Raw genomic sequence first — 23330 nt, forward strand, 5'->3', positions numbered from 1 at the left:
TTCCCGCGGTCAAGCAAGACACTATCGATCTCGCTCGCAATCGGGCGCTTACGGCTCTTCTCGACGCTGGCACGCCTCAGCGTCTGGCGGATTTCTTACAACCCTGAAGGCAACTACGCAGGAGACTGCAGCCCAGGACTCCGGGGCGAGGTGCGAGTTCTACGACCTGGTCAAGGATTCGCTAGCCAAGGCGGGGACAAAGGCGTCCAGCACCTGGGTCACAGCTAGCAAGGTCACCGCACGGAAACGACCTGAGCTCTTCCCTGTCCGAGACAGTGAGGTGTGCAAACTCCTTGGGATGCAGGACCTAGGAGACCGAGAGAATGACTGGTGCGTCTTCCGTGAACTGATGCTCGACTCCGAGATTCAAGGATTGCTGAGTGGTCTACCAGCTCAGGTCCGGACAGCTGCTGGGGAGACTCCATTGCGTCTGGAGCCCGCACCCGTGAGGCGTCTTTGACGCAGTGCTTTGGAGGTTCGCTTGGGCCGGTCAGGGGAGCGGTGAGACTGGCCACCAGGACGGTCTCGATTGACGCCATGCGTGGCCATAAACGACCACTGGCAGTGTGCGCAGAAGTCTACTTGTCACGTCACTAGTGACCTTCGAAACGGCGTCTCCGGGACCATTCCGGGTCAGCAAAAAGCCTCCGCTTCCCTTGTTCTACAAGGAAGCAGAGGCTCTGCATGTTGGTCGGGCTAGCGGGATTTGAACCCACGACCTTCCGTCCCCAGACGGACGCGCTACCAAGCTGCGCTATAGCCCGTAGACGTGCTCTGCGCCGAAGCGAACCCCGGCGGAAGCACCCCGAAAGTCTACATGAGGTTTGACGGCTCAGCGACTCGGCCCGAGAGCTCCTGCGCCATGGCTGCCTGCGCGGCCAGCTGCCCGGAGACGACGGCCCCTTCCATGGTGCCCAGGTACTTCTGCGCTGTGTAGTCGCCTGCGAGCACCAGGCCGTTGATGGAGGTGCGCTGCTTCGGGCGCTTGGCGTCATTGCCGGGCTTGGGCGGGTAGAAGTCCTCAGGCATGACGATCTTGCGGAAGTCCAGCATCTTGTGCCGCAGGTCCAGTCCCAGCCGGTCGGCCTCCTCGAAGGCCTGCTTCGCCAGCTCCCATGAGTCGGTTCCGCGGTGTGCCTCCGGCTCGGTGCACACAATGCTCACCCGGCCCCTGGAGTCGGCAAACGTGGTGCGCGACTGTTCGGCGAACCACCCGAGCATGGTGCCGGGTCCGAATGTGGAGCGGTCCTGCGGCAGGAGCGGCTCCGCGAGCTCGAACTGCAGGCTCACGATGGGGAGTGCTCCATGCTCAGGAACGCGTCGAAGGACGGCTCGCCGGACAGCTGCTGACGCACCAGCTCCTGAGCTGGGCCGATGGATGAGGCCAGCACCACTACATCTGCCACCAGCGTCTCGTCGTCAGTCCGCACCCCGGTGACCTCACCGGCGTCAGTGACCAGCTGCTCGACTGCGCAGGAGGTCCGGACTGTCGCTCCTGGTGCGCAGATATTCGGCGATGGGCTCCGCGAGGACCTCCGTCATGGGACCTGCGAAGGCTCCCACGCGCGATGATGGGCTGGTGTCCCAGTACGAGGAAGTGAGGTTCATGAACGTCGCCATCGAGAACTGATCCGCCGGAACGCTGAAGAGCCCGTCGGTCAGCGGCGCCAGGATGCGGTCGATGGTCGCCTCTGCCAGGCCGTGCTTCAGCGCGAACTCCTGGACGCTGAGGCCGTCGAGGGACTCGTCCTCCCTGCTGTGCTGCTTCGCCGCGGCGGCGAGCATCTTGCCGAGCTTCGCCTTCTCCGTCATGGGCAGGAAGTCATTGTTGCCCAGCGCCTCGCCGACGGACTTGATCGGCCGATGCACCACCGACGCGCCGAACTCGGCCTTGGGCCCGCCATCGGGGGTGATGATCTCGACCTCATCCTCCCAGACCACGATGTCTTCGAGATCCGTGCCGGTGCGTCGGATGAGGTCTGTCGTTGCGGTGAATGAGCTCATGAAGCGGTGGAGTCCGGATTCCACGGTCATGCCGTCGGCTTTCCAGCTCGAGGTCCGGCCCCCAACCTGCTCGGCTCGTTCAAGCACCGTGACCCGGTGGCCGGCGTCGACAAGATCCACGGCGGCCGCCAGTCCGGCCAGGCCCGCCCCAACGACAATGGCGTGCTTCGCATTATCAGGCATAGACGGAAATTAATGGGCGAATCTACAGGGAAACTCCAGGAACCCTGGACTCGAGCGTAACGAGCGACCTGATCACTCTGTGCGCACACCGCATCACCTGGTGCTCTTTATGTTCAAAATATTCGCATACAATATGCCGCTATGGCCTACCGCGAGACACTGCCTCACCTGATGTCCGCCGCTGAGCTGCACGCTCGAATCGATGACCCACAGGTGAAGATCCTCGACGTCCGGTGGCGGCAGGATCGCCCCGAGGGCCTGCCCGAATACCTGCAGGGACACATCCCCGGCGCTGTGTTCGTCGACCTCGACTACGAGCTCGCCGATCCCATGTCAGCCAACAACGGGCAGGGCCGCCACCCGCCGCCGGCACCGTCGGACTTCCAGGAGACGGTGCAGCGCTGGGGCCCAGCGGCAGCGAGACAGTGGTGGTCTACGACGATCTGAAGAACCTGTCCTCGGCCCGAGCCTGGTGGCTGCTGAAGTGGGCAGGCTTCCCGGACGTCCGCGTCCTCGACGGCTCTCTGCGGGCGTGGACCGCCGCCGAGTACCCGCTCGCGGACGCCCTGCACCTGCCTGAGACGGGCAGTGCTCTGGTCCGGCCCGGGCAGCTGCCGCTGCTGGAGGCCGACGAAGCGGCAGCGTTCGCGCACGAGGCCACCCTGCTGGATGCTCGCCCCACGGACCGCTACACCGGCGACCATGACCCGCTGAGCGTTCGGCCGGGCCACATTCCCGGGGCCATCAGCGCCCCGGCGACCGGAAGCGTGGACGCTCAGGGACGCTTTCTGCCTACCGAGCACCTGCGCTTACGATACCTGAGCCTCGGTGTCGACCCGGAGCGTCCGGTCGCCGTCTACTGCACCTCAGGCCTGCATTCGGCCCACTCGGTCATCGCCTTGGAGCTGGCCGGATTCGACGCCGTCCTCTACTCGGCTTAGCTACAGCCAGTGGACCCGCGATGAGCAGCGATCGGTCATGGTGGGCCTGCGCCCCTGAGCGCTGAACGCGAATGTGAACAAAACTTACGCGCAGCTATTTTCTGAGCCGCGGAGAGGCGTACCGTTTCAATATGTCCACTGAGACCAGTTCTCGTCCCGCGCGGCCGCCGCGGCAGAAGAAGCCCAACGGCCAATGGAAGGTCGACGGCCAGGAGCCCTCAACCACAACGAAGAGTTCAAGCAGGAGGACGACGGGCTCAACGTTCGTCAGCGAATCGAGGAGATCTACTCCAAGCAGGGCTTCGCCTCCATCGATCCTGACGACCTGCGCGGCCGCTTTCGGTGGTGGGGTCTCTACACCCAGCGCCGCCCCGGCGTACCCCCAGGTGCCCACAACTCTCTTCCCCGAAGAGGTCGACGACGAGTACTTCATGCTCCGCATCCGCCTCGACGGCGGCGCCCTGACGACAGATCAGCTCAGACTCATCGGGGAGCTCTCCAGAGACTTCGGGCGCAGCACCGCCGACATCACCGACAGGCAGAACGTTCAGCTGCACTGGGTGCGGGTGGAGGACATGCCGGAGATCTGGCGGCGCTTGGAATCGGTCGGACTGGGCACCACCGAGGCCTGCGGCGACACGCCGCGCGTGATCCTCGGCTCGCCCGTCGCCGGCATCGCCGCCGACGAGATCATCGACCCCACCGCCGTCATACAGGAGATCTCTCGGCGCTACATCGGCGACCCTGAGCTCTCCAACCTGCCGCGCAAGTACAAGTCAGCCATCACCGGCCATCCGAGCCAAGACGTCGTCCACGAGATCAACGACTTCTCGCTGGTCGGTGTGGTCCACCCCGAACTGGGGCCGGGATTCGACCTCTGGGTCGGGGAGGGCTCTCCACGAACCCCCGCCTGGCCGAGCGCCTCGGGGTCTTCCTCACTGAGGATGAGGCCCCTGATGTGTGGCACGCAGTCACCCAGTGCTTCCGGGACTACGGCTACCGGCGCCTTCGCGCCAAAGCCCGGCTGAAGTTCCTGCTCGCAGACTGGGGCCCGGAGAAGTTCCGCCAGGTGATCGAGGACGAATACCTCGGGCGGTCCCTCACCGACGGCCCCGAGCCGCTTACGCCGACCAGCCCCGGGGACCATATCGGCGTCCACGCCCAGAAGGACGGAAGGTTCTACATAGGAGCCGCCCCTGCCGTCGGACGCGTCAACGGAGAGCTTCTTCTGGAGCTGGCCGATCTCATCGAAGCTCACGGCTCGCAGCGGCTGCGCACCACTCCCCACCAGAAGATCGTGGTGCTCGACGTGGCCGCGGAGAAGGTCGAATCCCTCAAGCGACGGCCTCTCCGCGCTCGGCCTGACCCCAGCCCAAGCGTCTTCCGACGGTCCACCATGGCATGCACCGGCATCGAGTTCTGCAAACTCTCCTTCGTTGAGACCAAATCCACGGGCATCACCGTGATCGGCCAGCTGGAAGAGGCCTTGGCCGATGTCGCCGACCAGCTGCCGGAGCGCCTCACGCTGAACATCAACGGATGCCCCAACTCCTGCGCCCGCATCCAGGTCGCAGACATCGGGCTCAAAGGCCAGCTGATGGCCGGTGACGACGGAGAGCAGACCCCGGCTACCAAGTGCACCTCGGAGGCGGGCTCACGTCCTCCGACCGCGACGAGGAAGCGGGCCTCGGCCGCACCGTCCGCGGGCTGAAGGTCTCCCGCGAGGGGTGGCCGCCTACGTCGAGAAGCTCATCCGCCGCTACCTGAGCACCCGAGAGTCCGCGTCCGAGACGTTCGCGGTCTGGGCGCACCGGGTCGACGACGACGTCCTCCAGCACCAGTGGGAAGGACGTTCCGCATGAGCACCGCCGCCGCCCTGAACCCCGACCAGCTCAGAGCGCTCGCCGAATCCGGTGCCGAGGAACTGGCCTGGGACGCCCCGCAGAAGAGGTCGTCGCCTGGGTGGCCGCACATTTCGACACTCCGGACGTGGCCGTCGCCTGCTCCATGCAGGACGCGGTGCTGCCCGCACTGGTCGCCGACCAGGTTCCAGGGGTGGACGTGCTCTTCCTCGAGACCGGCTACCACTTCGCCGAGACCATCGCTGCGCGCAACGACGTCGAGCACCGCCTGAACGTCAGAATCGTCGACGTGCAGCCCAAGCTCACCGTGGAGGAGCAGGACGAGCAGTACGGCAAGGACCTCTTCGCCCGCGACCCGGCCGCCTGCTGCCGCATGCGAAAGATGGAGCCGCTGGGACAGACACTGTCCGGGTACAGGGTCTGGTTCACCGGAGTCCGCCGGGACGAGGCCCCGACCCGCAGCGGCACACCCCTGATCACCTGGGACGAGATGCACGGGCTGGTGAAGGTGAACCCGCTGGCCACCTGGAGCTTCGACGATCTCGTCGGCTACGCCGCGGACCACGACGTCCCCGTGAACATGCTGCTGCAGCACGGCTACCCGTCCATCGGATGCAGACCGTGCACCCGCCCCGTGGCACCAGGCGAAGATCCCCGCTCAGGACGCTGGGCCGGCACCGGAAAGGTCGAATGCGGCATCCACACCACCGACTCCACCTCCTGACCAGCACCGCACCCCGACCAGCACCCTCGAGGAACCCATGACCACCACCGCACCCGAAGCCCAGCGCACCGCACAGCAGCTGGCGCAGGACGGCGTCCTCTCGGCCGTTTACACCACGGCGCTGGCACGCCTGGAGGCTGAAGCCATCCACATCATCCGCGAGGTCGTCGCAGAGTTCGACCGACCAGCGATGCTCTTCTCCGGCGGCAAAGATTCCGTGGTGATGCTTCACCTCGCATCCAAAGCCTTCTGGCCCGGCCGGGTCCCATTCCCTGTGGTCCACATCGACACCGGCCACAACTTCCCCGAGGTCATCGACTTCCGCGACCGGACCGTCGAACAGATGGGCCTGCGCCTGGTGGTCGGCTCGGTCCAGGACCTCATCGACACCGGCGAGCTCCAGGAGCGCGCTGACGGCACACGGAACCCCCTGCAGACCGTGCCCCTGCTGCGAACCATCGCGGAGAACCGGTTCGACGCCGTCTTCGGAGGCGCTCGCCGGGACGAGGACCGTGCCCGGGCGAAGGAGCGGATCATCTCGCTGCGCGATGAGTTCGGGCAGTGGGACCCGCGCTCGCAGCGGCCTGAGCTCTGGAACCTGTACAACGGGCGGCACAAGCCGGGCCAGCACGTGCGCGCCTTTCCCATCAGCAACTGGACTGAGCTGGATGTGTGGCGCTACATCGCCTACGAGAGCATCGAGCTGCCGCCTCTGTACTACGCCCACGAGCGTGAGGTCTTCCACCGCGACGGGATGATCCGGGCGGTCGGCCTGTTCAGCCACCCCGCCCCGGGGAGTCGACGCAGACCCGGCTGGTGAGGTACCGCACGGTCGGGGATATGTCCTGCACCGGGGCAGTGGACTCGGCCGCCGTGAACAATGAGCTGGTTCTGCAGGAGGTTGCCGAGGCCACGGTCACTGAGCGCGGAGCAACCTGCGCCGATGACCGCCTCTCCGAAGCGGCCATGGAGGACAGGAAGAAGGACGGGTATTTCTGATATGACTGTGAGCGCTGAATCTCCGCGGACGGCGACGCCGTCGGGCACCCTTTTCCGTCTCGCCACTGCCGGAAGCGTCGACGACGGCAAGTCCACCCTGGTGGGCTTATTGCTCCACGATGCGCAGGCCATCCTCAGCGACCAGCTCGCAGCGGTCGCCCGCACCTCTGCCGAGCGCGGCTTCGGAGAGGCCTTCGATGAGTCTGGCCAGCCCCTGGATCTGGCGCTGCTGACGGACGGGCTGCGCTCTGAGCGTGAGCAGGGCATCACCATCGACGTCGCGTACCGCTACTTTGCGACCGATCAGCGCAGCTTCGTGCTCGCCGACTGCCCCGGGCATGTCCAATACACGCGGAATACGGTCACCGGCGCTCCACTGCGGACGCGGTGGTCCTTCTGGTCGACGTGCGCAACGGCGTCGTCGAGCAGACTCGCCGGCACTTGGCAGTGGCCGCTCTGCTTCGGGTCGAGCACATCATCATCGCCGTGAACAAGATCGACGCCCTCGACTACAGCGAGGAGGCGTTCCGCACGGTGGAGGCAGAGATCCTGCGTGTGGCACGAGAGCTTCGCGGCCACAGCGACGCGCTCCGCCCCGATGCGGCGGACCCGATCGTGGTGCCCGTCTCCGCTCTGCGCGGCGACAACGTAGTCACCGTCTCGCAGAGGACGCCCTGGTACGCCGGGCAGGCTCTGCTGCCGATCCTCGAGCACCTCCCTGATGCTGATGCCCAGCACCGCCTCGAGGAGCCGATGAGGCTTCCGGTCCAGACAGTCATCAGGCCCCAGGGCGGCCTGGCACCGGGCGTGCCCGGCGATGAGTTCGCAGATTTTCGCGGGTACGCTTACCAGCTCGCGGCCGGGCGGCTCAGCCCAGGAGACAGGGTGAGGATTCAGCCGGGCGCGCACGTCACCGAGGTGACGGCAGTGCGACGCACCGGGCTGCAGGCAGACCTCGCTGAAGGTGAGGCAGCGGCCGCAGGCGAATCGGTGGTGGTGGAGCTGGCCGGGCAGTACGACGTCTCCCGCGGCGCTGTGCTCACTGCTGAGGCAGAGCTAAGCGCAGGAGCTCGACGAGGTGCGGGTCCGTCTGGCGTGGCTGCACGAGAAGCCTAAGCATCGGTGGGGACCCGCGTGCTCTTCAAGCACGGGACAACGACCGTCAAGGCGCTGATCAGCGAAATCCGTACCCGACTGGACCTGAGCACCTTAAACGCGGACAATTCTGATCAGTTGGAGCTCAACGACATAGGAACCGCCACGATCAAGCTCGCCGCGGCGCTGCCCGTGGACGACTACACCGCATCCAAGCGCACCGGAGCCTCGCTGCTGATCGATCCAGCGGACGGCAATACACTGGCCGCCGGACTGATCATCCTGCCCGAGGCCCCGAAGAGCAGGGTGCTGACTCTGCGGAGGACTGGCTGTCCTCCTAGCCAGCATCCCGCACACCACGTAAGGACAAAGGACCGAATACCAGATGACCGAGACCACCTCCGCCCTCCCGCGTAGGCGCGTCGCCGTCGTAGGCGCCGGTCCCGCCGGCGTGTATGCATCAGACATCCTGCAGCGCTCTGATCACCTGTTCGACCGCTACCCGGCGCCCTTCGGGCTCATCCGCTACGGCGTGGCGCCGGACCACCCGCGGATCAAGGGCATCATCAAGGCGCTCCACAAGGTGATGGAGCGCGGAGGCATCCGGTTCATCGGCAACGTCGACTACGGCCGCGACATCACCCTCGAGGAGCTGAGGAAGCACTACGACGCCGTGATCTTCGCCACCGGCGCCATCGACGACGCTGCCCTGAACATCCCCGGCATCGACCTCGAAGGCTCCTACGGCGCCGCAGACTTCGTCTCCTGGTACGACGGCCACCCCGACTACCCGCGCGAGTGGCCGCTGAACGCTGAGCAGGTGGCGGTGCTCGGCAACGGCAACGTCGCGCTCGATGTGGCTCGTGTGCTGTCGAAGCACGCTGAAGACCTTCTGGAGACCGAGATCCCGGACAACGTCTATGAGGGGCTGCAGACCTCCCCGGTCCAGGACGTGCACGTCTTCGGCCGCCGCGGCCCGGCCCAGGTGAAGTTCACTCCCTTGGAGCTGCGGGAGCTCTCCCACACCCGCGACGTCGACATCGTCCTCTATGAGGAGGACTTTGAGTTCGACGAGGCGTCGGACGAGTCCATCAAGACCAACAACCAGGTGAAGACGATGGTCAACACTCTGGCGAACTGGCTGGTCGAGCAGGAGGAGCGAAGCGAGGAGGCTTCGCGGAAGCTTCACCTGCACTTCCTGCACCAGCCGGTCGAGATCGTCGAAGGCAGGAACGAGGACGGCTCGGGCACCGGCAAGGTGGCGGGCATCAAGTTCGAGCGCATGGAGCTGGACGGCACCGCGCGAGCTCAGGGCACCGGCGAGTTCGTGGAGTATCCCGTGCAGGCTGTCTACCGTGCGGTCGGCTACTTCGGATCGCCGCTGGCAGACATCCCGTTCGACTCCGAGCGGGGCATCATCCCCAACGACGGGGGCGGGTGCTCGATGAGACCGGTTCCCCGGTGGAGGGCATCTATGCCACCGGTTGGATCAAGCGGGGACCGGTCGGCCTGATCGGCCACACCAAGGGCGACGCCTTGGAGACGATCAACCACCTGCTGGAGGACTTCCCGAACCTGCCCAGCGCAGAGCAGCGCGATTCGGATGTGCTGGACCTTCTGGAGTCCCGCGGTGTGCAGACCACTTCCTGGGAGGGGTGGCTGTCGCTGGACGAGCACGAGCGTCAGCTCGGCGAGTCCTACAGCCTGCCCTCGGGGGAGGCCCGTGAGCGGATCAAGGTGGTGGCTCGTGAGGAGATGGTCAGCGTCTCCCGCGGGGTGACGACCGCCTGACAGCGCTCGAACGTTTCACGACCTGGTGCCCGGGCCTCCTGCGAGGTCCGGGCACTACTCGTTCTGGCTGCTCTTGTCGGGACGCACCAGCAGGAACATCAGTCCCATAATGACCACACCCGCGCCGATGGACGCTGCGATCGCGCCCTCTTCGCCGAAGAGGCCCTCCAGGAAATCCCGGGCAGGAGATTCCGGATCGGCGAGTGCTGCGATGACGAAGGCGCCGACGACGATGATTGCCAGCGCTGAGCCGAGGTAGCGCTTCCAGGCGGAGCCGCCGCTCTTCTGCAGGGATTCGCTTACCTTAGCGACCTGTTTGGCGCGGAGCACTCTGAGTGCGCCGACGCTGCGGAGCATGCGAAGGATCTGCATGGGCCCGATGCTGAAGATGGTGGCGATGATGGTCAGCGCGGTGAGCAGGATGAGCCACCAGTTGCGCCGGACCCAGTCGACTTTTTGGGGGAGACGAGGAAGAGGACGACTGTTTCGACGACCAGGACGACGCTGGCGCCCCACAGCCCGACGTGGCCGATCATTTCGAAGGGCTCATCGAACAGGGTCAGGAACACTGACGGCACCGAGACGATCGCGGCGATGAGCACCGGCCAGGCCAGGCGGGTCTCCCACTGCTCCCCGATCTCTTCGGTGCGCTCCTCGGAGAGTCGGCCGAGGGCTGCGGCGTAGAGGTCCTGCGCTTCGGACTTCAGGTGCATGCGCCTCAGACACCCGCCTCGTGGGAGGTGCGTGCGTTCTGGGGTGCCGGGCGTGTCACCCCGTCAGCGTACCTAACGCCGCCGCTTACCAGCTCCAGGGGATCGCGCCCACGCCGAGCGAGACGGCCAGGACCACGACGCTGAAGATCCACATGGGGAAGAAGGAGTACTTGATGTGCTTGCCGATGTCCGCGCCTACCAGCCCGAGGCCCAGCCAGAGGGATGCGTTGAAGGGGCTGATGTAGGTGCCGATGACGTTGCCCACGATGACCGTGTAGGTCACAGCGAGGGTGTCCACGCCGACCTGTGATGCGATGCCTTCGACCAGGGGCAGCAGGGCGAAGTAGTGGGCGTCGGTGCTCAGGAGCAGCTCCAGTGGGAGTCCGAGGACGCCCACGATGAGGTGGAGGTAGGGGATGGAGGATTCGGGCAGGAGGCCGACTGCGTCTGAGGCGAGCGACTCCAGCATGCCGGACTCCTGCAGGATGCCGAGGAAGCATGCGGCGGCGAAGATGATCGCCCCGGTGCCCAGGGCGGCTCCGCCGTGTGCGCGGATGCGCTCCATCTGGTCGGAGACTTTGGGGTAGTTGATGATGAGCGCCGCACACAGGGCGATGAGGAAGCAGAGTGCCGGGGGACGATTTCGGTGACGAGGAGAGTCATGGCGGTGAGGACCAGGACGGCGTTGAGCCACATCTTCGTCCGGGTGGCGTCGGCGGGCTGCTCGGACCCGGCCGCCCAGTCTGTGCTGGCTGCGGTGTCCGGCTCTGCGGTGCCGATGCCGGTGTCGCTCGCGTCGCTGCCGGATCCGCCGCCGGCGTAGGCGAGGACCTTCTGGTGAGCAGCGATGCGGGCCTCTCGCGGTACCCCAGGATGACGGCCATGCCGACCAGCAGCACCAGGCTGATGATCTGCACGGGGATGAGGTCGCGCCAGATGGTGACGGGGTCCAGGTCCAGTGCTGCCGCGGATCGGCCCACGGGACCGCCCCAGGGGAGCATGTTCAGGATGCCCATGCTGGTGCCCACGAGCAGCAGCAGCAGGTATCGGCTCATCCCGAGCCGCTGGTACAGCGGCAGCAGCGCGGGGATGGTGATGAGGAAGGTCGAGGCGCCGGCGCCGTCCAGGTGGCACACGGCGGCCAGCAGCACGGTGCCCACCGAGACGGCCACGACGTTTCCTCGCGTGAGCTTCACCGTAAGGCTGATGAGGGGTTGAACAGGCCCGCATCATTCATGATCCCGAAGAAGATGATGGCGAAGATCAGCATCACCGCAACGTCCATGACCGAGCCGAGGCCGGTCTCGAAGAAGTCGCTGATCTCGCCGGGCGTGAAGCCTGCGATGAGGGCGCCCACGATGGGGATCACCGTGAGACCCACCACTGGGGATATGCGTCCCAGGATCAGCAATGTCGTCATAGTCCCGATGACCGCCAGGCCGACTAGGCTGAGCATGTGTCCTCCGTGTAGGTATGTGCCGCCCGTGACCCGGGCCACACTCACTCTCCGACATAAGTGGCGCAGGTCACGCGCTTAATCGCAATAGGGTGATATTGGTCATATTGGTCGCAGCTCCCTGGGGCAGAATGGTCTGGTGCGACTTTCGCTGACGACCTACCTCTTCCTGCTCAACACGGTTCTCCTCGCGGCCGCCGTGGCTGCAGTGGGAGCGCTCTGGTTCGCCCATCACCACCGTGTGGTTCAGGCTGAGGGGGAGGAACGAGCCATGGTGATGGCCCAGTCCGTCGCCGCCATGCCGGCCGTTCGGGACGGCCTGGCGTCCGAGGACCCTCCCAGGAGCTCGGCCCGATGGCCGAAAGGCTCCGCGAGGCCTCCGGGTTCGAGTACATCGTGGTCGCTGACGAGGACGGCATCCGGCATTCCCACCCTGTTGAGGACGCGATCGGCCAGCCCTCGAGCATCGACGCCTCCTCCGTGCTGGCTTACAGCGAATGGACAGGCGTCGAGCGGGGCCTGCCGGACTCACACTCAGGGCGCGGACACCCATATGGGGCGAGGACGGCGAGGTGATCGGGTACGTCTCGGTGGGAATCCTCACCTCCGACATCGACGGAGCCATCTCAGAGGCGCTGCCCGTCATTGCCGGGACCCTTATGACCGCCCTGCTTCTCGGCGGGGCGGGTGCCTACGTGATCTCCCGGCGCATCCGCGCGCGCACCCACGGGCTGGAGCCCCATCAGATCACCGAGCTGCTCGACAGCCGCGAAGCCCTCCTCTACGCCATCAGCGAGGGAGTGATCGCAGTCGATCACGACGGCCGAATCGTCCTGGCCAACGATGCGGCACGCAGTCTGCTGGGCCTGAGCGCCGAGGACATAGGTCAGCTGCCGGAACAGGCGAGCCTTCCCCAGAGGCTGACCAGCTGCTCAGCGGCGATGGCCCCTCCAGCGATGAGCTCCTGAGCATCGGAGACAGGATCGTCGTCTGCAGCCGACGCCCGGTGCGCGTCGGCGAGGTCGACGGAGGTGCCGTCATCACCCTGCGCGACCAGACTGAGCTGACCCAGCTCACCGGCGAGCTCGACGGCGCACGCACCGTCACTAGGGGCCTCCGCGCCCAGCGGCACGAGTTCGCCAATCGGATCCACACGGTCGCAGGCATGCTGGAGCTGGGAGCCGTCGAGCGCGCCAAGGACTACCTCACCGAGCTCTCCGCAGCGACGATCAGAGCCAACGCGCAGGTGACCGAACGCATCGGCGACCTCACTCTGAGCGCCCTCATCCTGGCCAAATCCGTCCAAGCCTCCGAACAGGAACGGCGCTCGACGTATCACCACTGAGCTGGCTGGGAGGTGAGTTCGAGGGACGCCTGCGCGACGACCTCCTGCTCATCGTCGGCAATCTCGTCGACAACGCGCTCGAAGCGACAGGCGACGGGGAATGGGTGGAGCTTCTCGTGCGGCAGCACGCCGTTGCCGGGGACGCTCACGATCACCCGAGCCCCTCCCGAGGTCTCGTCGAGATCCGTGTCACCGACTCCGGCCCCGGCGTGAGCCCCGAGACTGCGCAGCAGATATTCGCGGCAGGATTCAGCACCAAACAGACCCAAGGAAGCGACCGCAGGGGCCTCGGGCTCGCCCTGGTGCGCCAGGCATGCCGCCGATGGGGAGGAAACGTCGAAGTGGACACTGCCGAACGCACTGTCTTCACCGCCTACATCCCCGCACCAGCCCCGGCCGAAGCCGCAGCCGCCCCGCGGAGGCCTCACTGTGAGCCGCAGAGGCACCATCAGTGTCCTCGTCGTCGACGATGACGTGCGCGTGGCTCAGAACCACCTCGAGCTCGTGGACTCGATGAGCGGCTTCTCCGTCGTCGCCGCCGCCCACACCGCCGCATGAGGCGCTCGCCGCAGTGAGGAAGCACGAGCCAGACCTGGTGCTCCTGGACCTGTTCCTGCCCGATGCCTCGGGCCTGGACGTGCTCAACGAACTGCGCGGGCCGCAGGCGGAGGCTCAGGGGGCTCGTGGATGTCCTGGTCATCACGGCGCTGCGCAACGTGGAGCACGTGCGCACGGCACTGCACAGCGGCGCGGTGTACTACCTTCTGAAGCCCTTTCCGCTGTCTGTGCTCAGGGAGCAGCTGGAGCGCTACGCGGCGGCTCAGCGCAAGATGACTCAGATGGGTACGGCCACCCAGGACGATGTGGACGGTCTGCTGGGTCTGCTGCGCCCGCGGGGAGGAGCCAGCCCCTGCCCAAGGGGCTGACGTCAGCAACGGCCGACCTGGTCGCGGAGACTCTTCGCGAAGCTGGTACGGATCTCTCCGCTGCCGAGGTGTCTGCCCGCACCGGCGTCGCCCGTGTGACGGCCCGACGCTATCTGGAGCACCACTGCGCCGAGGGCAGAGCTCAGCTGCAGATGAGGTACGGGTCGGCTTACCGCCCGGAGCACCGCTACCGGTGGGCCGCATAGGCTCTGAGCCATGAGTGCCCCCTACGCCGGGACATTGCGCAGTACACTGTGGCCCATGACATGCACCGTCCTGCGGTGATCTGACGGAGAGGCGGACACGTGGCCACGATGGCGTTCAGTCACCAGACGCTCGGTCAGCGAGTGAGCTTCGGAGTGGGCAATACGGCGTCTGATCTCGCGGGGAGGTCGAACGGTTCGCCGAATCGACGGGCGCTCCCCGACGGGTCATGCTCATCGCTGCAGAGAGCGCCGGGGATACGGCCGCTGAGGCTGCCAGCGGCCTGCCGGTGGTCCACTCCCATCGTGGTGCTGCCCGTCATGTGCCCCTGGAGGATGCCCAAGCCGCCCGCGTCGAGGCGCAGCGCTCAGAGGCCGACCTTCTGGTGGCGATCGGAGGAGGCTCTGCCGTCGGACTGGCGAAGGCTGTCGCACTGACCCACCGGCTGCCGATCATCGCAGTGCCCACGACCTACTCCGGCTCCGAGGGCACCAACATCTGGGGTATGACTGAAGCCTAAGCACAAAGACCACGGGGACGGATGATTTCGTGCTTCCGGCCGCTGTCGTCTACGACGCTGAGCTCGTTCGCGACCTGTTTACAGATCTCACGGTCGCCTCGGGCCTCAATGCTCTGGCCCACTCCATCGACGGTCTCTGGGCCCCGGGGCCAACCTGATCAACACCGCCTGGGCGGCGAGGCGATGCGCGCCCTGTCTGAGGGACTTCCGAAGGTGGCGAGCGATCCGCGTGCCAGCGAGCCTGGCCGCCAGCAGATGCAGTACGGCGCATACCTCTCTGCGGTGGCCTTCGCCTCCACCGGGTCAGCCCTGCATCATAAGATCTGCCACGCTCTGGGCGGCGGGTTCGACCTCCCGCACGCTGAGACGCACGCTGTGATGCTGCCCTATGTGCTTGCCTTCAACGCGCCGGAGGCCCGATCTGCGGCGGAGCGCATTGCCGAGGCCTTCGGCGCTGAAGATCCGGTGGAGGGTCTGATGGCGCTGCGGGCAGCCATCGGCGCGCCCGGGGCCCTTCGCGACCATGGCCTCGAGGAGGCCGATCTTGACCGTGCTGCGGAGCTGGTGCTGGCCGCTGCCCCTTCCAGCAACCCGCGTCCTGTCTCTGCCTCCGATGCGCGGCGCATCGTGCGTGCTGCCTGGGCGGGAGAGGATCCGGCGGCGCTGAGCCGCTGATCGGGCTGCGGCAGCGTCCCGCTTGTGCGTCGCGGCATTCCTCGTCCGAGGGCGCCGAATCATGCTTGACGTGGTCGGACGCTTGCGTAAAATGAGCCTTGCGGTGTGAGGTAAATCACACCCTTGAAGAGAGGCTCACCATGACGTACCTGCTCGGCTCTCACCACGTCACGCTTTCTGTTGCGGGCGCACAGGAGGACGTGGACTTCCACACGAAGGTCCTTGGTCTGAGGTTCATCAAGAAGACCGTCCTCTATGACGGTTCGATCCCCGTCTACCACCTCTACTACAGCAATGCGAACGGCGATCCCTCGTCGGTGGTCACCACGTTCCCTGGGGGCATCAGGGAGTCTTCGGAAAGCGCGGAACTAACCAAGCTCGCGAGGTGATGCTCTCCGTTCCGGCGGCCTCCATGGATTTCTGGGCCGAGCGGCTGAAGAGCTTCGCCATCGACTTTGCGCAGGAGGAGCTCTTCAACGAGCGTCGAATCCTGCTCAACCACCCGAGCGGCCTGGAGTACGTGCTGGTGGGCGCCGAGGGTGATCCGCGCGTCGGTCACCCGGGCCACGGTGTTCCGCCGGAGCATGCGGTGCACGGCATCTACGGTATGGGCATTCACGCCTACGACATGGACCGGATGGTCGAGTTCGTCGATGATGTCTTCTTCAAGGCGGGGAGATCAGCGAGACCGGGGACGTGGCGCGCTTCCGTCTCGGCTCGGATGCGCACGGCAACTGGGTGGAGCTGCGCGGGAATCGCACTGATGAGCAGGGCACGTGGCGCTTCGCGGTTTACACCTACCACCACTTCGCCTGGAACCTGGACACTTTGGACAACCAGGAGGCGGTGAAGTTCGACATTGAGGGTGCTGGCTACACCGACGTCTCAGAGCTGAAGGATCGCACTTACTTCAAGTCGCACTATGTGCGGACCCCAGGAGGAGCTCTGTTCGAGCTGGCGGTCACTCATGAGGACGGCGGATGGGACTGCGACGAGTCTCCGGAGGAGCTGGGGAAGCAGTTCATGATCCCGCCGCACTTCGAGCAGGATCGCGAGAAGATCATGGCCCAGCTGGAGCCGATCACCGTGGAGGACTGATCCCTCGGATGCGCTCCCACTCCGAGATCGCCCCCATCACGCATGGTGAGCGCGCGGACGATGCTGGCGCGGTCGTCTACGGAGTTCACGGCCGCACCCAGAGCCCCGAGTTCATCCGGGAGCTGGCGGATCGCGTGGACCTGCCCGGGCTGCACTGGGTGATGCCGTCTGCCGCGGATCATTCCTGGTACCCGGGCGGGTTCATGGCCGATCAGGAGGAGAACCAGCCGCAGCTGGGGAGGCGCTGGCTGTCGTGGATGCCCAACTGGGGCGGCTGCTCGACGAGCGCGACGCCGCATGGGCCGCCCGTGGTGGTGCTCGGCTTCTCCCAGGGGGCGTGTCTGCTGGCCGAGTACCTGCTGACGCGACAGCCGCCGGTGGATGGTGCGGTCCTGCATACCGGCGGGTACATGGGGCCCGATGTGCGCAGCTTTGCGCCGGCTGTCGGGGCACCCCTCAGAACGGTGTCGGTCGAGCTGTTCTGCGCAGATGAGGACCCCTGGGTGCCGCTGCACCGGGCCAAGGAGACGGCGTCAGCGTTCGAGGCACTCGCTGAGGCGACGACGCTGACCGTCTACCGCGATAGTGAGCACCACATCACCGACCATGCCGTGTCGCGGATCCGCGCGCTCCTGGGAGAAAGCGCAGGTGCGCAGCGTGAGGAGCCCTTTGCGTAGGCATTCATCGGCTCAGCTGCTCCTCCCTGAAGCCTTTCGAGTCCGACGAGCGCGCTGATGAGGAACTCACTCTCTGCCTCGTTGCCAGGCAGCTGTAAGGCCCGGCGGTAGGCCTCCATAGCGGCCTCGGCGTCGCCTATGTCTTCAAGCGTCAGTGCTCGGGCGATGTGGAAAGGGCGGAATCTCTCCAGCGCAGGCTCACCTGACAGCGCATCGAGCTGAGCCAATCCTTCGTGCATGCCATGTGCCCGGCCCCAGGCCACTGCCCGCCCCAGGCGGACCACAGGACTGGGCTCATAGCTCTCCAGCATGCGGTAGAGCACCGCTATCTGCGGCCAGTCAGTGGCGTCGAAATCCACGGCCTCCGCGTGAACCGCAGCAATCGCTGCCTGAATCGCGTACGGTCCCGCACCGGGCGCAGAGGCAGCCCACTCGGCCAGCCTCAGACCTTCATGAATAAGCGACGCATCCCAGCGGCTGCGATCCTGCTCCGCCAGGGGAACAGGTCTGCCGCCCTCATCAGTCCTGGCAGGCCTGCGCGCCTGGGTCAGCAGCAGCAGACCAAGCATGCTTACCGTCTCCGCTGAGCCAGGCATAAGCTGGCGCAGCATCCGTGTGAGGCGAATGGCCTCCTCCGTGAGGTCATCACGCACGTGAGCAGCACCTGCCGACCGCGCAAAGCCCTCAGCAAAGAGCAGATACACCACACGCTGCACCGCCGCCAGCCGCTCCGGGAGCAGCTCACGAGGCGGCACGCTGAACGAGATTCCCATAGTCCTGATCCGTCGCTTAGCGCGGACGAGGCGCTGCTGCATCGTCGTCACCGGCACCATCAGGCCGTGTGCCACCTCCACTGTGCTCAGGCTTACCAGAAAGCGCAGGGTCAGGGCGATCCGCTCCTCGTGCTTCAGCACCGGATGCGCGCAGGCGAAGAACAGTCCAAGCCGCTCATCAGCGACCGGGCTCTCGTCTAAGAAGCTATCCGCGGAATGATCGCCGTTCCCCAGGCGAGATCGCGCTCATTGAGGGCCCCCAACCGCGGGATCAGCCGTGCCTGCGCCTGCTCGCGGCGCAATGCGTCGATTCCTCGTCGCTTGGCCGCCGTGATGAGCCACGCCTCAGGCACTTCGGGCACCCCATCGCGCCCCAGGTGCGCAGCGCCTGGACCATCGCCTCCTGGACCAGCTCCTCAGCCAGGTCAAGGTCGGAGAACCGCCGGGCGACCGCGGCAAGCACTTGGGCTCGACCGTCGGGACCCAGCGATTCCAGGGCGCTGCGCACCGCCGCACCAGCTTCATCGTCGGACAGTGCGGGGATCACGACTCAGTCCCTAGTAAGGCGCCACGGGACGAATCTCCACATGCCCGCCCGGTTTTGAGCCCGGGCTCCTCTTGGCCCACGAGATCGCCTCATCCACGTCAGCGACCTCAATGATGTAGGTGCCGCCTACGAACTCCTGCACTTCGGCGAAGGGTCCGCTTGAAACCACACGGTCTCCGTCGGCACCAGTCTCCACCTTCACTGCGTGCTCCGGGTCCTCCAGTGCGAAAGACGAAACCACCACCCCAGCGTCGGTGATCTCCTGGTCGAAGGCGAAGAATTCTTCAGGGTTCGGTCCGCCGTCGGCACCGCAGTTCGGATCATCAATGCGGCCCATCAGCAGCAATGCGTATTTCATGAGTCTCTCCTCAGCTGTCTCCGGCACCTGGGCCAGGGGTGGGTGTACGCCGAACTGGATCGCCCGACACCATCATGACGTACGGCGATCGGCTATATCGACAGCCGAAGCCTTCGAGTTTTTGGGTGAGAGGGAGCGGGTGGGCCTGCAGCGTGCCGCTGCGCCGCGAGGTTCAGCCCAGTCGGTTCGCGAACGGGCGCTTGCTGTGTTCCGCCGTTCGGCGAAGTCCGTGATGAGCCGTCGTTCTAGGGCGCTGACGAACACGTCAGAGGGTCGTGCGCAGTCCGCCAGCACAGAAGCAGGGACGCGGCATCATTGAGTTGGAAGACCCATACACCTCCGCTGTGATGATCGGCAGTCCCAGCGCCGGTCCGTCGATACTGCTGCAGCCGCCGGTGGAGACCGTTGCGTCGCTTGCCGCTCGTCGCTCTGCCGATGTACAAGACCTGAGCGCCGGGGACCCATTCCTGGTGAAGGGTCTCGGGCGGAGCGGTGACGTCGCGTGTCTTGCCAGCCGCACTCAGTTCGAGGAACTGAGGCGGTTCGGTGGACTCGCGCAGGACAGCGTAGACGCCTGCACAGGTCGGGGGAGGGTCGTCACGGAGTCTCTCGAATGGGACGAAGCCGGTGTACCCGGCGGACTCCAGGCCGACGCGTGTCCAAGTGTCCGGGACGTACCTCGTGAAATCCGTCTCTGCGTGCATGCGTTACACCCCCGTGTTGCTTCGGGCAAGAGCCCACAAGATGGCTCACGTTGCCTATAAACAGCTCGAGCTCCGAACCAAGTGCGGTTCGGAGCTCTGTATCTTCCGCAACGTGGCTGATCAAGCCTCGCTTGCTGAAGATGTGCGGCGCGATGGTGCCCCAGGAGGATTCGAACCTCCGACCTTCGGTACCGGAAACCGACGCTCTATCCCCTGAGCTATGGAGGCGGGGATCGCTTTCAGCGACCGACACAGATTACCAGAGTCAGGCGCTCACTGAGACTTCGTAGCTCCACAGTTCGGCGGACATGCCCACCGGCTTCTGCTTGGGCGCCTCATCCTGGTCCTTCTCACCGTGGGAGGCGCCGAACCGTTCTGAGCTGCGCCAGTTCTCGTAGTCCTGCTCCGAGTCCCAGCGCGTGACCACCAGCCACGTCGTGCGCTCGTCGGTGGGCTTCAGCAGCTCGAAGCCCTGGAACCCAGGTGTGCCCTTCATGGAGTCCTGGCGCGCGGCGAAGCGCTCTACCAGCTCGTCGCCTGAGCTTAAGCGGCCACCGTGATGGCGTTGATCTTAATGACAGGAGAGTCAGCCATGCCGAGAGTCTATCGGGCGTGGCGCCCGAGTGCGGACCCCAGGCGGAATCAGAACAGTGCGTTCTGGCTGGTCCCGGTGAGCTCCAGACCTGGGATCTCCACCTGGGCGCCGGAGGGGCTGAGGCCCTGGTCGGCTCGTCCGGGGACATGCGCGCCCGCCAGCGCAGGTCACCGTCCCGAACGAACCCATGGCGCCGCCGCGCCTCGGCTGCGCGGGCGCTGAGCCACTGCTTGTACTCCTTCGACGCGTAGGTGCCGAAACCCTCTTGCCGCTGTACAGGTGGCGGTACTTCGTAACGAGCGCAGGATGCTCCTGCTGCAGCCACTGCATAAACCACTCGCGCGCACCGGGCCGCAGGTGCAGGGCACCGGTGCTGACCCAATTCGCGCCTACCGCGAAGCGCCCCATGCAGCCAGTCCAGGTGGTGCTCCGAATCGGTCAGCCACGGGAGGATGGGCATCGCCAGGACGTTGACGTCCAGGCCAGCGTCGGCCACTGCCTTCACCAGGTTCAGTCGAGCAGTGGGGTTCGGTGTGCCCGGCTCCACGGCCTGCTGGAGGTCAGGATCCATGATGGCTAGGAGACGGCCACAGAGACGTCGACCTGCGCGGATGCTTCCACGAGCAGAGGCAGATCTCGCTTCAGCAGCGGCCCCTTGGTCAAGACGGAGAAAGGTGTCCCAGAATCAGCGAGGGCCCGGATGATGCCCGGCATCAGCTGATATCGCCCCTCCACGCGCTGATAGGGGTCGGTATTGGTGCCCAGAGCCACATGCTCGCGCTTCCAGGAGGGCTTCGACAACTCCGCGCGCAGCACCTCTGCCACGTTCGTCTTGACGACGATCTGTGTGTCAAAATCTTCGCCCGTTCCCATATCCAAGTAGCTGTGCGTCTTTCTGGCGAAGCAGTATTTGCAGGAGTGGGTGCAGCCACGTGTGGGATTAACGGTCCAGCTGAAAGGCATATTCGACTGGCCAGGAACCTTGTTCAGTGCTGTTTTTGCTGCCACTTCGTGGAAGGTGATGCCCTCGAACTCAGGAGTGCGGACACTTCGAACGAGACCCTGCAGGGGATGAGGGTGCCGCGGCTGCTGTGCCTGCGTCCTCGTGAATCTTCTGGTTCTCCCACCGCATGCGACCTATTCGAACACAGATTCGAATCCAGGTCCATGGAGCCGACCGGGGCAGAAGGTCAGTACGCCACGGCGAAGCGCGTGCGGTGGTGCCTTGGGGCCTCGACCTCATCCACCAGAGCGATGGCCAGGTCGGCCGCAGACAGGTCGGACCGGCCCTCATCATCTGTGAGCAGCACACCGGAATCATCCGTCCGGTAGGTGCCGCGGCGCTCGCCAGGGTTGAACGCGCCGAAGCCCGCGGCAGGGGAGACGAAGAACCAGTCCAGCGCTTCGTCGCTGCGCTGAAGGTCCCCCATACCTCCGTCATCTCGAAAGCCTCCGGTTTGGCCTGTTCCGGGAACTTCGACGTCTCAATCAGACGGGGCCCATCGGGCGAGACCCGCAGAGAGCCTACCCACCGATCACGCCCAGCCGCACGCCGTGCTTCTCCACCATGGGGATCAGCCTCTCGGCCGCCTGTTTCACCTGCCCCAGCATGTCCTCACGCGGGGCAATCGCCACCAGAATCACCTCCGCGCCATCCATGAGGCCCGCAAGGAATCCTCGTCCTTCACATCCCCGCTCACATAGTTCACACCCTCAGTCGGAGACTCAGGGGCTCGCCGTGAGACGGCAGTGACCTCGTGGCCGCGGGACGCAGCTTCGCTCGCGATGTGGGAGCGCTGTAGCCGGTGCCGCCGAGAACAGTGATTCGAGCCATGGTGCCCTCCTGGGAGTCGATGTGGTGCTGACGCCCCTGACAACGCCCGGAAGCGCCGAACCCTTCCGGGCCTACTGCTCGACGGTGTCGTCGAAGATCATCAGCGCCCCGCCGTCGTGATAGTTCGACACCCATACGGTCCCCGACAGTTCGTCGTAGGTGACCCCGATGGGGAACTCGCCCGCGGGAAGCGTCTCGATCTCATCCAGGGTCTCCGCATCGAACTTCGAGATCGTGTTGTCGTAATAGTTCGCTGCGAACAGAGCCGTGCCGTCGGCTGAGATGTCCATGGTGCGGGGCTCGCGGCCCGTAGGCGTCGAATCGATGACGTCGTTGGTGTCGGTGTCGAACGCGACGATCTGATCTGAGCCCGAGAAGGTCGCATACAGCACACCGCCCTCCGGCGAGAGCACCAAGTGCCGGGGCCGCTCGCCCTGGTTGTAGAACATCTCGGCCTCGCCGGTCTCCAGGTCCACTTCGTAGATCTCGTTCGCGTACATGGCCGTCACATACACCGTTCGGTTGTCCGGCATGGGAGCGATGCCCCGGGGTTGCGAGTTCAGGCGGATGCGTTGGGTGGTCTCACCGGACTCGGCATCCACTACCGACAGGTCGTGATCGCACCAGTTCGACACCAGCAGCGTCGAGGCATCCGGCGTCACAGACAGGTATTTGGGCACGCGTCCCACCTCGATGAAGTCATCCCAGGTGCCCTCTTCGACGCTGTAGCGGAACAGTGCAGTCGGCTCCACCGCGTCACCGTTGCGGCAGTCGTCATAGGCGTCCGCGCCGTAGTCGCGGAAGCGGTACTGAGAGACGTATGCGTACTCGCCGTCCACGGTCCACACCGCCTCCACCGGGGCTCCGGTGACCTCGTCCGGGTAGCCCTCGACGCCGAAATCAGCAGGGTTCAGCGTCGCATCGAGCTCCTGGACCAGCTCCCGCTCCTGGGTGTCATACAGGGTGGAGTTGTTCCTGTAGATCATGTTGTTCGCGATGGCGAGGCCGCGACCGTTGGACACCACCGACTTGGGAAAGATCGAAGGCTCCGTGATCGACTCGGCGAAGGCGAAGCCTGTGGTGTTCGATGGGGACGATCAGGGATCTCCTCGTCGCCGGGCACAGCATCGTCCTCGTCCGCAGGGTCAGCGTCGTCCCCGCCGTCCTGCTCATCCCTCTCGCTGGTGTCGCCTTCAAGGGTGGGGCTGGGGATGCTCTCCTGCTCGGTCTCTGCTGACTGCTCCTCGTCGTCACCGCCGCATGCGGAGAGCATCACGGACAATCCGGCGCCGAGCATGAGCAGGCG

The 23330-nt window shown here is 65.6% G+C and carries 32 protein-coding genes, 2 tRNA genes and 7 pseudogenes; 20 read left to right on the forward strand and 21 right to left on the reverse strand.

Annotated elements, in window-relative coordinates; genetic code table 11:
- Positions 1-688 precede the first annotated feature (688 nt).
- The 4 genes from K0H76_RS09935 to K0H76_RS09950 form a co-directional block, all read right to left on the reverse strand.
- Positions 689-764: transfer RNA gene (locus tag K0H76_RS09935), tRNA-OTHER, on the reverse strand.
- A 49-nt stretch (positions 765-813) separates the two neighbouring features.
- A complete protein-coding gene (locus tag K0H76_RS09940; RefSeq protein WP_258932885.1) occupies positions 814-1290 on the reverse strand; it encodes an FAD-dependent oxidoreductase in 477 nt (158 codons plus the stop codon).
- Positions 1287-1460 carry a hypothetical protein gene (locus K0H76_RS09945; protein WP_258935380.1) on the reverse strand — a complete coding sequence of 58 codons (174 nt, stop codon included), beginning with the start codon at positions 1458-1460 and terminating at the stop codon, positions 1287-1289. The genes K0H76_RS09940 and K0H76_RS09945 overlap by 4 nt, the downstream gene beginning before the upstream one ends.
- Positions 1450-2187, reverse strand: a complete 738-nt coding sequence (locus K0H76_RS09950) for an FAD-dependent oxidoreductase (protein WP_258932886.1) — start codon at positions 2185-2187, stop codon at positions 1450-1452. The genes K0H76_RS09945 and K0H76_RS09950 overlap by 11 nt, the downstream gene beginning before the upstream one ends.
- A gap of 141 nt (positions 2188-2328) precedes the next feature.
- On the opposite strand from K0H76_RS09950, the gene K0H76_RS09955 reads away from it, so the two are divergent.
- From K0H76_RS09955 to K0H76_RS09990, 8 genes and pseudogenes are all read left to right on the forward strand, one after another.
- Positions 2329-2634, forward strand: a complete 306-nt coding sequence (locus tag K0H76_RS09955; RefSeq protein WP_258932887.1) for a rhodanese-like domain-containing protein — start codon at positions 2329-2331, stop codon at positions 2632-2634.
- A complete protein-coding gene (locus K0H76_RS09960) occupies positions 2616-3128 on the forward strand; it encodes a rhodanese-like domain-containing protein (protein WP_258932888.1) in 513 nt (170 codons plus the stop codon). Before K0H76_RS09955 ends, K0H76_RS09960 begins: the two co-directional genes overlap by 19 nt.
- 131 nt (positions 3129-3259) lie before the next feature.
- Positions 3260-4847 (forward strand): annotated as a pseudogene (locus K0H76_RS09965) (nitrite/sulfite reductase); the annotation flags it as partial.
- 8 nt (positions 4848-4855) lie between these two features.
- Positions 4856-4990: a hypothetical protein gene (locus K0H76_RS09970; protein WP_258932889.1), complete on the forward strand. Its 135-nt coding sequence runs from the start codon at positions 4856-4858 to the stop codon at positions 4988-4990.
- Positions 4987-5714, forward strand: a pseudogene (locus K0H76_RS09975) (phosphoadenylyl-sulfate reductase). Before K0H76_RS09970 ends, K0H76_RS09975 begins: the two are co-directional and overlap by 4 nt.
- 79 nt (positions 5715-5793) lie before the next feature.
- Positions 5794-6713, forward strand: a pseudogene (gene cysD, locus K0H76_RS09980) (sulfate adenylyltransferase subunit CysD).
- 1 nt (position 6714) lies between these two features.
- Positions 6715-8087 (forward strand): annotated as a pseudogene (locus K0H76_RS09985) (GTP-binding protein); the annotation flags it as partial.
- A gap of 106 nt (positions 8088-8193) precedes the next feature.
- Positions 8194-9599 (forward strand): annotated as a pseudogene (locus K0H76_RS09990) (FAD-dependent oxidoreductase).
- A 54-nt stretch (positions 9600-9653) separates the two neighbouring features.
- Here K0H76_RS09990 and K0H76_RS09995 read toward each other — a convergent pair.
- From K0H76_RS09995 to K0H76_RS10020, 6 genes are all read right to left on the reverse strand, one after another.
- On the reverse strand, positions 9654-9971 hold the full coding sequence (locus K0H76_RS09995; protein ID WP_258932890.1) for a hypothetical protein: 318 nt from the start codon (positions 9969-9971) through the stop codon (positions 9654-9656).
- A 32-nt stretch (positions 9972-10003) separates the two neighbouring features.
- The gene (locus K0H76_RS10000) at positions 10004-10312 is read right to left on the reverse strand and encodes a hypothetical protein (RefSeq protein ID WP_258932891.1); all 309 of its coding nucleotides are present in this window, start codon (positions 10310-10312) and stop codon (positions 10004-10006) included.
- Positions 10313-10397: 85 nt separating this feature from the next.
- Positions 10398-11006 carry an SLC13 family permease gene (locus K0H76_RS10005; RefSeq protein WP_258932892.1) on the reverse strand — a complete coding sequence of 203 codons (609 nt, stop codon included), beginning with the start codon at positions 11004-11006 and terminating at the stop codon, positions 10398-10400.
- Positions 10972-11484 (reverse strand): SLC13 family permease, encoded by a 513-nt coding sequence (locus K0H76_RS10010; RefSeq protein ID WP_258932893.1) that lies wholly within the window; start codon positions 11482-11484, stop codon positions 10972-10974. Before K0H76_RS10010 ends, K0H76_RS10005 begins: the two co-directional genes overlap by 35 nt.
- A 20-nt stretch (positions 11485-11504) precedes the next feature.
- Positions 11505-11768: a hypothetical protein gene (locus K0H76_RS10015; protein ID WP_258932894.1), complete on the reverse strand. Its 264-nt coding sequence runs from the start codon at positions 11766-11768 to the stop codon at positions 11505-11507.
- A gap of 70 nt (positions 11769-11838) precedes the next feature.
- Positions 11839-12000, reverse strand: a complete 162-nt coding sequence (locus K0H76_RS10020; RefSeq protein WP_258932895.1) for a hypothetical protein — start codon at positions 11998-12000, stop codon at positions 11839-11841.
- 122 nt (positions 12001-12122) lie between these two features.
- Here K0H76_RS10020 and K0H76_RS10025 point away from each other — a divergent pair, with 122 nt between their 5' ends.
- Genes K0H76_RS10025 through K0H76_RS10035 form a run of 3 tightly spaced genes read left to right on the forward strand, consistent with a single transcriptional unit; the run spans position 12123 to position 13113 of the window.
- Positions 12123-12344: a hypothetical protein gene (locus K0H76_RS10025; protein WP_258932896.1), complete on the forward strand. Its 222-nt coding sequence runs from the start codon at positions 12123-12125 to the stop codon at positions 12342-12344.
- On the forward strand, positions 12341-12736 hold the full coding sequence (locus K0H76_RS10030) for a PAS domain-containing protein (RefSeq protein ID WP_258932897.1): 396 nt from the start codon (positions 12341-12343) through the stop codon (positions 12734-12736). The genes K0H76_RS10025 and K0H76_RS10030 overlap by 4 nt, the downstream gene beginning before the upstream one ends.
- A 38-nt stretch (positions 12737-12774) precedes the next feature.
- On the forward strand, positions 12775-13113 hold the full coding sequence (locus K0H76_RS10035; protein WP_258932898.1) for a Spo0B domain-containing protein: 339 nt from the start codon (positions 12775-12777) through the stop codon (positions 13111-13113).
- Here K0H76_RS10035 and K0H76_RS10040 read toward each other — a convergent pair.
- Complete coding sequence (locus tag K0H76_RS10040) at positions 13104-13562, reverse strand: hypothetical protein (protein ID WP_258932899.1); 459 nt, start codon at positions 13560-13562, stop codon at positions 13104-13106. The two genes, K0H76_RS10035 and K0H76_RS10040, sit on opposite strands and share 10 nt — an antisense overlap.
- On the opposite strand from K0H76_RS10040, the gene K0H76_RS10045 reads away from it, so the two are divergent.
- From K0H76_RS10045 to K0H76_RS10085, 9 genes and pseudogenes are all read left to right on the forward strand, one after another.
- A complete protein-coding gene (locus K0H76_RS10045) occupies positions 13543-13671 on the forward strand; it encodes a hypothetical protein (protein WP_258932900.1) in 129 nt (42 codons plus the stop codon). The genes K0H76_RS10040 and K0H76_RS10045 overlap by 20 nt on opposite strands.
- Positions 13672-13796: 125 nt before the next feature.
- A complete protein-coding gene (locus K0H76_RS10050; RefSeq protein ID WP_258932901.1) occupies positions 13797-14039 on the forward strand; it encodes a hypothetical protein in 243 nt (80 codons plus the stop codon).
- Between the two features lie 68 nt (positions 14040-14107).
- Positions 14108-14245, forward strand: a complete 138-nt coding sequence (locus tag K0H76_RS10055; RefSeq protein ID WP_258932902.1) for a hypothetical protein — start codon at positions 14108-14110, stop codon at positions 14243-14245.
- 227 nt (positions 14246-14472) lie between these two features.
- Entirely contained in the window at positions 14473-14763 is a 291-nt protein-coding gene (locus K0H76_RS10060) for an iron-containing alcohol dehydrogenase (protein WP_258932903.1), read from the forward strand.
- A gap of 29 nt (positions 14764-14792) precedes the next feature.
- A pseudogene (locus tag K0H76_RS10065) lies at positions 14793-15438 on the forward strand (iron-containing alcohol dehydrogenase).
- Between the two features lie 140 nt (positions 15439-15578).
- Positions 15579-15827 (forward strand): VOC family protein, encoded by a 249-nt coding sequence (locus K0H76_RS10070; RefSeq protein ID WP_258932904.1) that lies wholly within the window; start codon positions 15579-15581, stop codon positions 15825-15827.
- Positions 15827-16288 carry a hypothetical protein gene (locus tag K0H76_RS10075; RefSeq protein ID WP_258932905.1) on the forward strand — a complete coding sequence of 154 codons (462 nt, stop codon included), beginning with the start codon at positions 15827-15829 and terminating at the stop codon, positions 16286-16288. Before K0H76_RS10070 ends, K0H76_RS10075 begins: the two co-directional genes overlap by 1 nt.
- Positions 16177-16536 (forward strand): VOC family protein, encoded by a 360-nt coding sequence (locus K0H76_RS10080; protein WP_258932906.1) that lies wholly within the window; start codon positions 16177-16179, stop codon positions 16534-16536. Before K0H76_RS10075 ends, K0H76_RS10080 begins: the two co-directional genes overlap by 112 nt.
- A gap of 8 nt (positions 16537-16544) precedes the next feature.
- Positions 16545-17213: a phospholipase gene (locus K0H76_RS10085; RefSeq protein WP_258932907.1), complete on the forward strand. Its 669-nt coding sequence runs from the start codon at positions 16545-16547 to the stop codon at positions 17211-17213.
- Here K0H76_RS10085 and K0H76_RS10090 read toward each other — a convergent pair.
- The 10 genes and pseudogenes from K0H76_RS10090 to K0H76_RS10135 form a co-directional block, all read right to left on the reverse strand.
- Complete coding sequence (locus K0H76_RS10090) at positions 17111-18127, reverse strand: RNA polymerase sigma factor (RefSeq protein WP_258932908.1); 1017 nt, start codon at positions 18125-18127, stop codon at positions 17111-17113. The genes K0H76_RS10085 and K0H76_RS10090 overlap by 103 nt on opposite strands.
- Before the next feature lie 130 nt (positions 18128-18257).
- The gene (locus K0H76_RS10095; RefSeq protein ID WP_258932909.1) at positions 18258-18533 is read right to left on the reverse strand and encodes a hypothetical protein; all 276 of its coding nucleotides are present in this window, start codon (positions 18531-18533) and stop codon (positions 18258-18260) included.
- Positions 18534-18543: 10 nt separating this feature from the next.
- Positions 18544-18891 carry a YciI family protein gene (locus tag K0H76_RS10100; protein WP_258932910.1) on the reverse strand — a complete coding sequence of 116 codons (348 nt, stop codon included), beginning with the start codon at positions 18889-18891 and terminating at the stop codon, positions 18544-18546.
- Between the two features lie 857 nt (positions 18892-19748).
- Positions 19749-19823 (reverse strand) — tRNA-Arg (locus tag K0H76_RS10105).
- A gap of 37 nt (positions 19824-19860) precedes the next feature.
- Positions 19861-20091 (reverse strand): antibiotic biosynthesis monooxygenase, encoded by a 231-nt coding sequence (locus K0H76_RS10110; RefSeq protein ID WP_258932911.1) that lies wholly within the window; start codon positions 20089-20091, stop codon positions 19861-19863.
- 283 nt (positions 20092-20374) lie between these two features.
- Positions 20375-21322, reverse strand: a pseudogene (locus tag K0H76_RS10115) (Rv2578c family radical SAM protein); the annotation flags it as partial.
- A gap of 58 nt (positions 21323-21380) precedes the next feature.
- The gene (locus K0H76_RS10120; protein WP_258932912.1) at positions 21381-21620 is read right to left on the reverse strand and encodes a hypothetical protein; all 240 of its coding nucleotides are present in this window, start codon (positions 21618-21620) and stop codon (positions 21381-21383) included.
- A gap of 94 nt (positions 21621-21714) precedes the next feature.
- Positions 21715-21849 carry a hypothetical protein gene (locus tag K0H76_RS10125; protein WP_258932913.1) on the reverse strand — a complete coding sequence of 45 codons (135 nt, stop codon included), beginning with the start codon at positions 21847-21849 and terminating at the stop codon, positions 21715-21717.
- A 246-nt stretch (positions 21850-22095) separates the two neighbouring features.
- Positions 22096-23049 (reverse strand): YncE family protein, encoded by a 954-nt coding sequence (locus tag K0H76_RS10130; protein ID WP_258932914.1) that lies wholly within the window; start codon positions 23047-23049, stop codon positions 22096-22098.
- Positions 23007-23321: a hypothetical protein gene (locus K0H76_RS10135; protein WP_258932915.1), complete on the reverse strand. Its 315-nt coding sequence runs from the start codon at positions 23319-23321 to the stop codon at positions 23007-23009. The genes K0H76_RS10130 and K0H76_RS10135 overlap by 43 nt, the downstream gene beginning before the upstream one ends.
- Positions 23322-23330: the final 9 nt, after the last annotated feature.

This window comes from Nesterenkonia pannonica (assembly GCF_019575955.1).
In the GTDB taxonomy this organism is placed as follows: domain Bacteria; phylum Actinomycetota; class Actinomycetes; order Actinomycetales; family Micrococcaceae; genus Nesterenkonia; species Nesterenkonia pannonica.

Excerpts from the sequence above, each read along its gene's own strand:
- K0H76_RS09950 (WP_258932886.1), bottom strand. The coding sequence starts at position 2,187 with ATGCCTGATAATGCGAAGCACGCCATTGTCGTTGGGGCGGGCCTGGCC.
- K0H76_RS09955 (WP_258932887.1), top strand. The coding sequence starts at position 2,329 with ATGGCCTACCGCGAGACACTGCCTCACCTGATGTCCGCCGCTGAGCTG.
- K0H76_RS09995 (WP_258932890.1), bottom strand. The coding sequence starts at position 9,971 with ATGCAGATCCTTCGCATGCTCCGCAGCGTCGGCGCACTCAGAGTGCTC.
- K0H76_RS10000 (WP_258932891.1), bottom strand. The coding sequence starts at position 10,312 with ATGCACCTGAAGTCCGAAGCGCAGGACCTCTACGCCGCAGCCCTCGGC.
- K0H76_RS10015 (WP_258932894.1), bottom strand. The coding sequence starts at position 11,768 with ATGCTCAGCCTAGTCGGCCTGGCGGTCATCGGGACTATGACGACATTG.
- K0H76_RS10020 (WP_258932895.1), bottom strand. The coding sequence starts at position 12,000 with ATGGGCGAACCAGAGCGCTCCCACTGCAGCCACGGCGGCCGCGAGGAG.
- K0H76_RS10025 (WP_258932896.1), top strand. The coding sequence starts at position 12,123 with ATGGCCGAAAGGCTCCGCGAGGCCTCCGGGTTCGAGTACATCGTGGTC.
- K0H76_RS10040 (WP_258932899.1), bottom strand. The coding sequence starts at position 13,562 with ATGGTGCCTCTGCGGCTCACAGTGAGGCCTCCGCGGGGCGGCTGCGGC.
- K0H76_RS10060 (WP_258932903.1), top strand. The coding sequence starts at position 14,473 with ATGCTCATCGCTGCAGAGAGCGCCGGGGATACGGCCGCTGAGGCTGCC.
- K0H76_RS10070 (WP_258932904.1), top strand. The coding sequence starts at position 15,579 with ATGACGTACCTGCTCGGCTCTCACCACGTCACGCTTTCTGTTGCGGGC.
- K0H76_RS10075 (WP_258932905.1), top strand. The coding sequence starts at position 15,827 with ATGCTCTCCGTTCCGGCGGCCTCCATGGATTTCTGGGCCGAGCGGCTG.
- K0H76_RS10085 (WP_258932907.1), top strand. The coding sequence starts at position 16,545 with ATGCGCTCCCACTCCGAGATCGCCCCCATCACGCATGGTGAGCGCGCG.
- K0H76_RS10100 (WP_258932910.1), bottom strand. The coding sequence starts at position 18,891 with ATGAAATACGCATTGCTGCTGATGGGCCGCATTGATGATCCGAACTGC.
- K0H76_RS10110 (WP_258932911.1), bottom strand. The coding sequence starts at position 20,091 with ATGAAGGGCACACCTGGGTTCCAGGGCTTCGAGCTGCTGAAGCCCACC.
- K0H76_RS10120 (WP_258932912.1), bottom strand. The coding sequence starts at position 21,620 with ATGGGGGACCTTCAGCGCAGCGACGAAGCGCTGGACTGGTTCTTCGTC.
- K0H76_RS10125 (WP_258932913.1), bottom strand. The coding sequence starts at position 21,849 with ATGGATGGCGCGGAGGTGATTCTGGTGGCGATTGCCCCGCGTGAGGAC.
- K0H76_RS10135 (WP_258932915.1), bottom strand. The coding sequence starts at position 23,321 with ATGCTCGGCGCCGGATTGTCCGTGATGCTCTCCGCATGCGGCGGTGAC.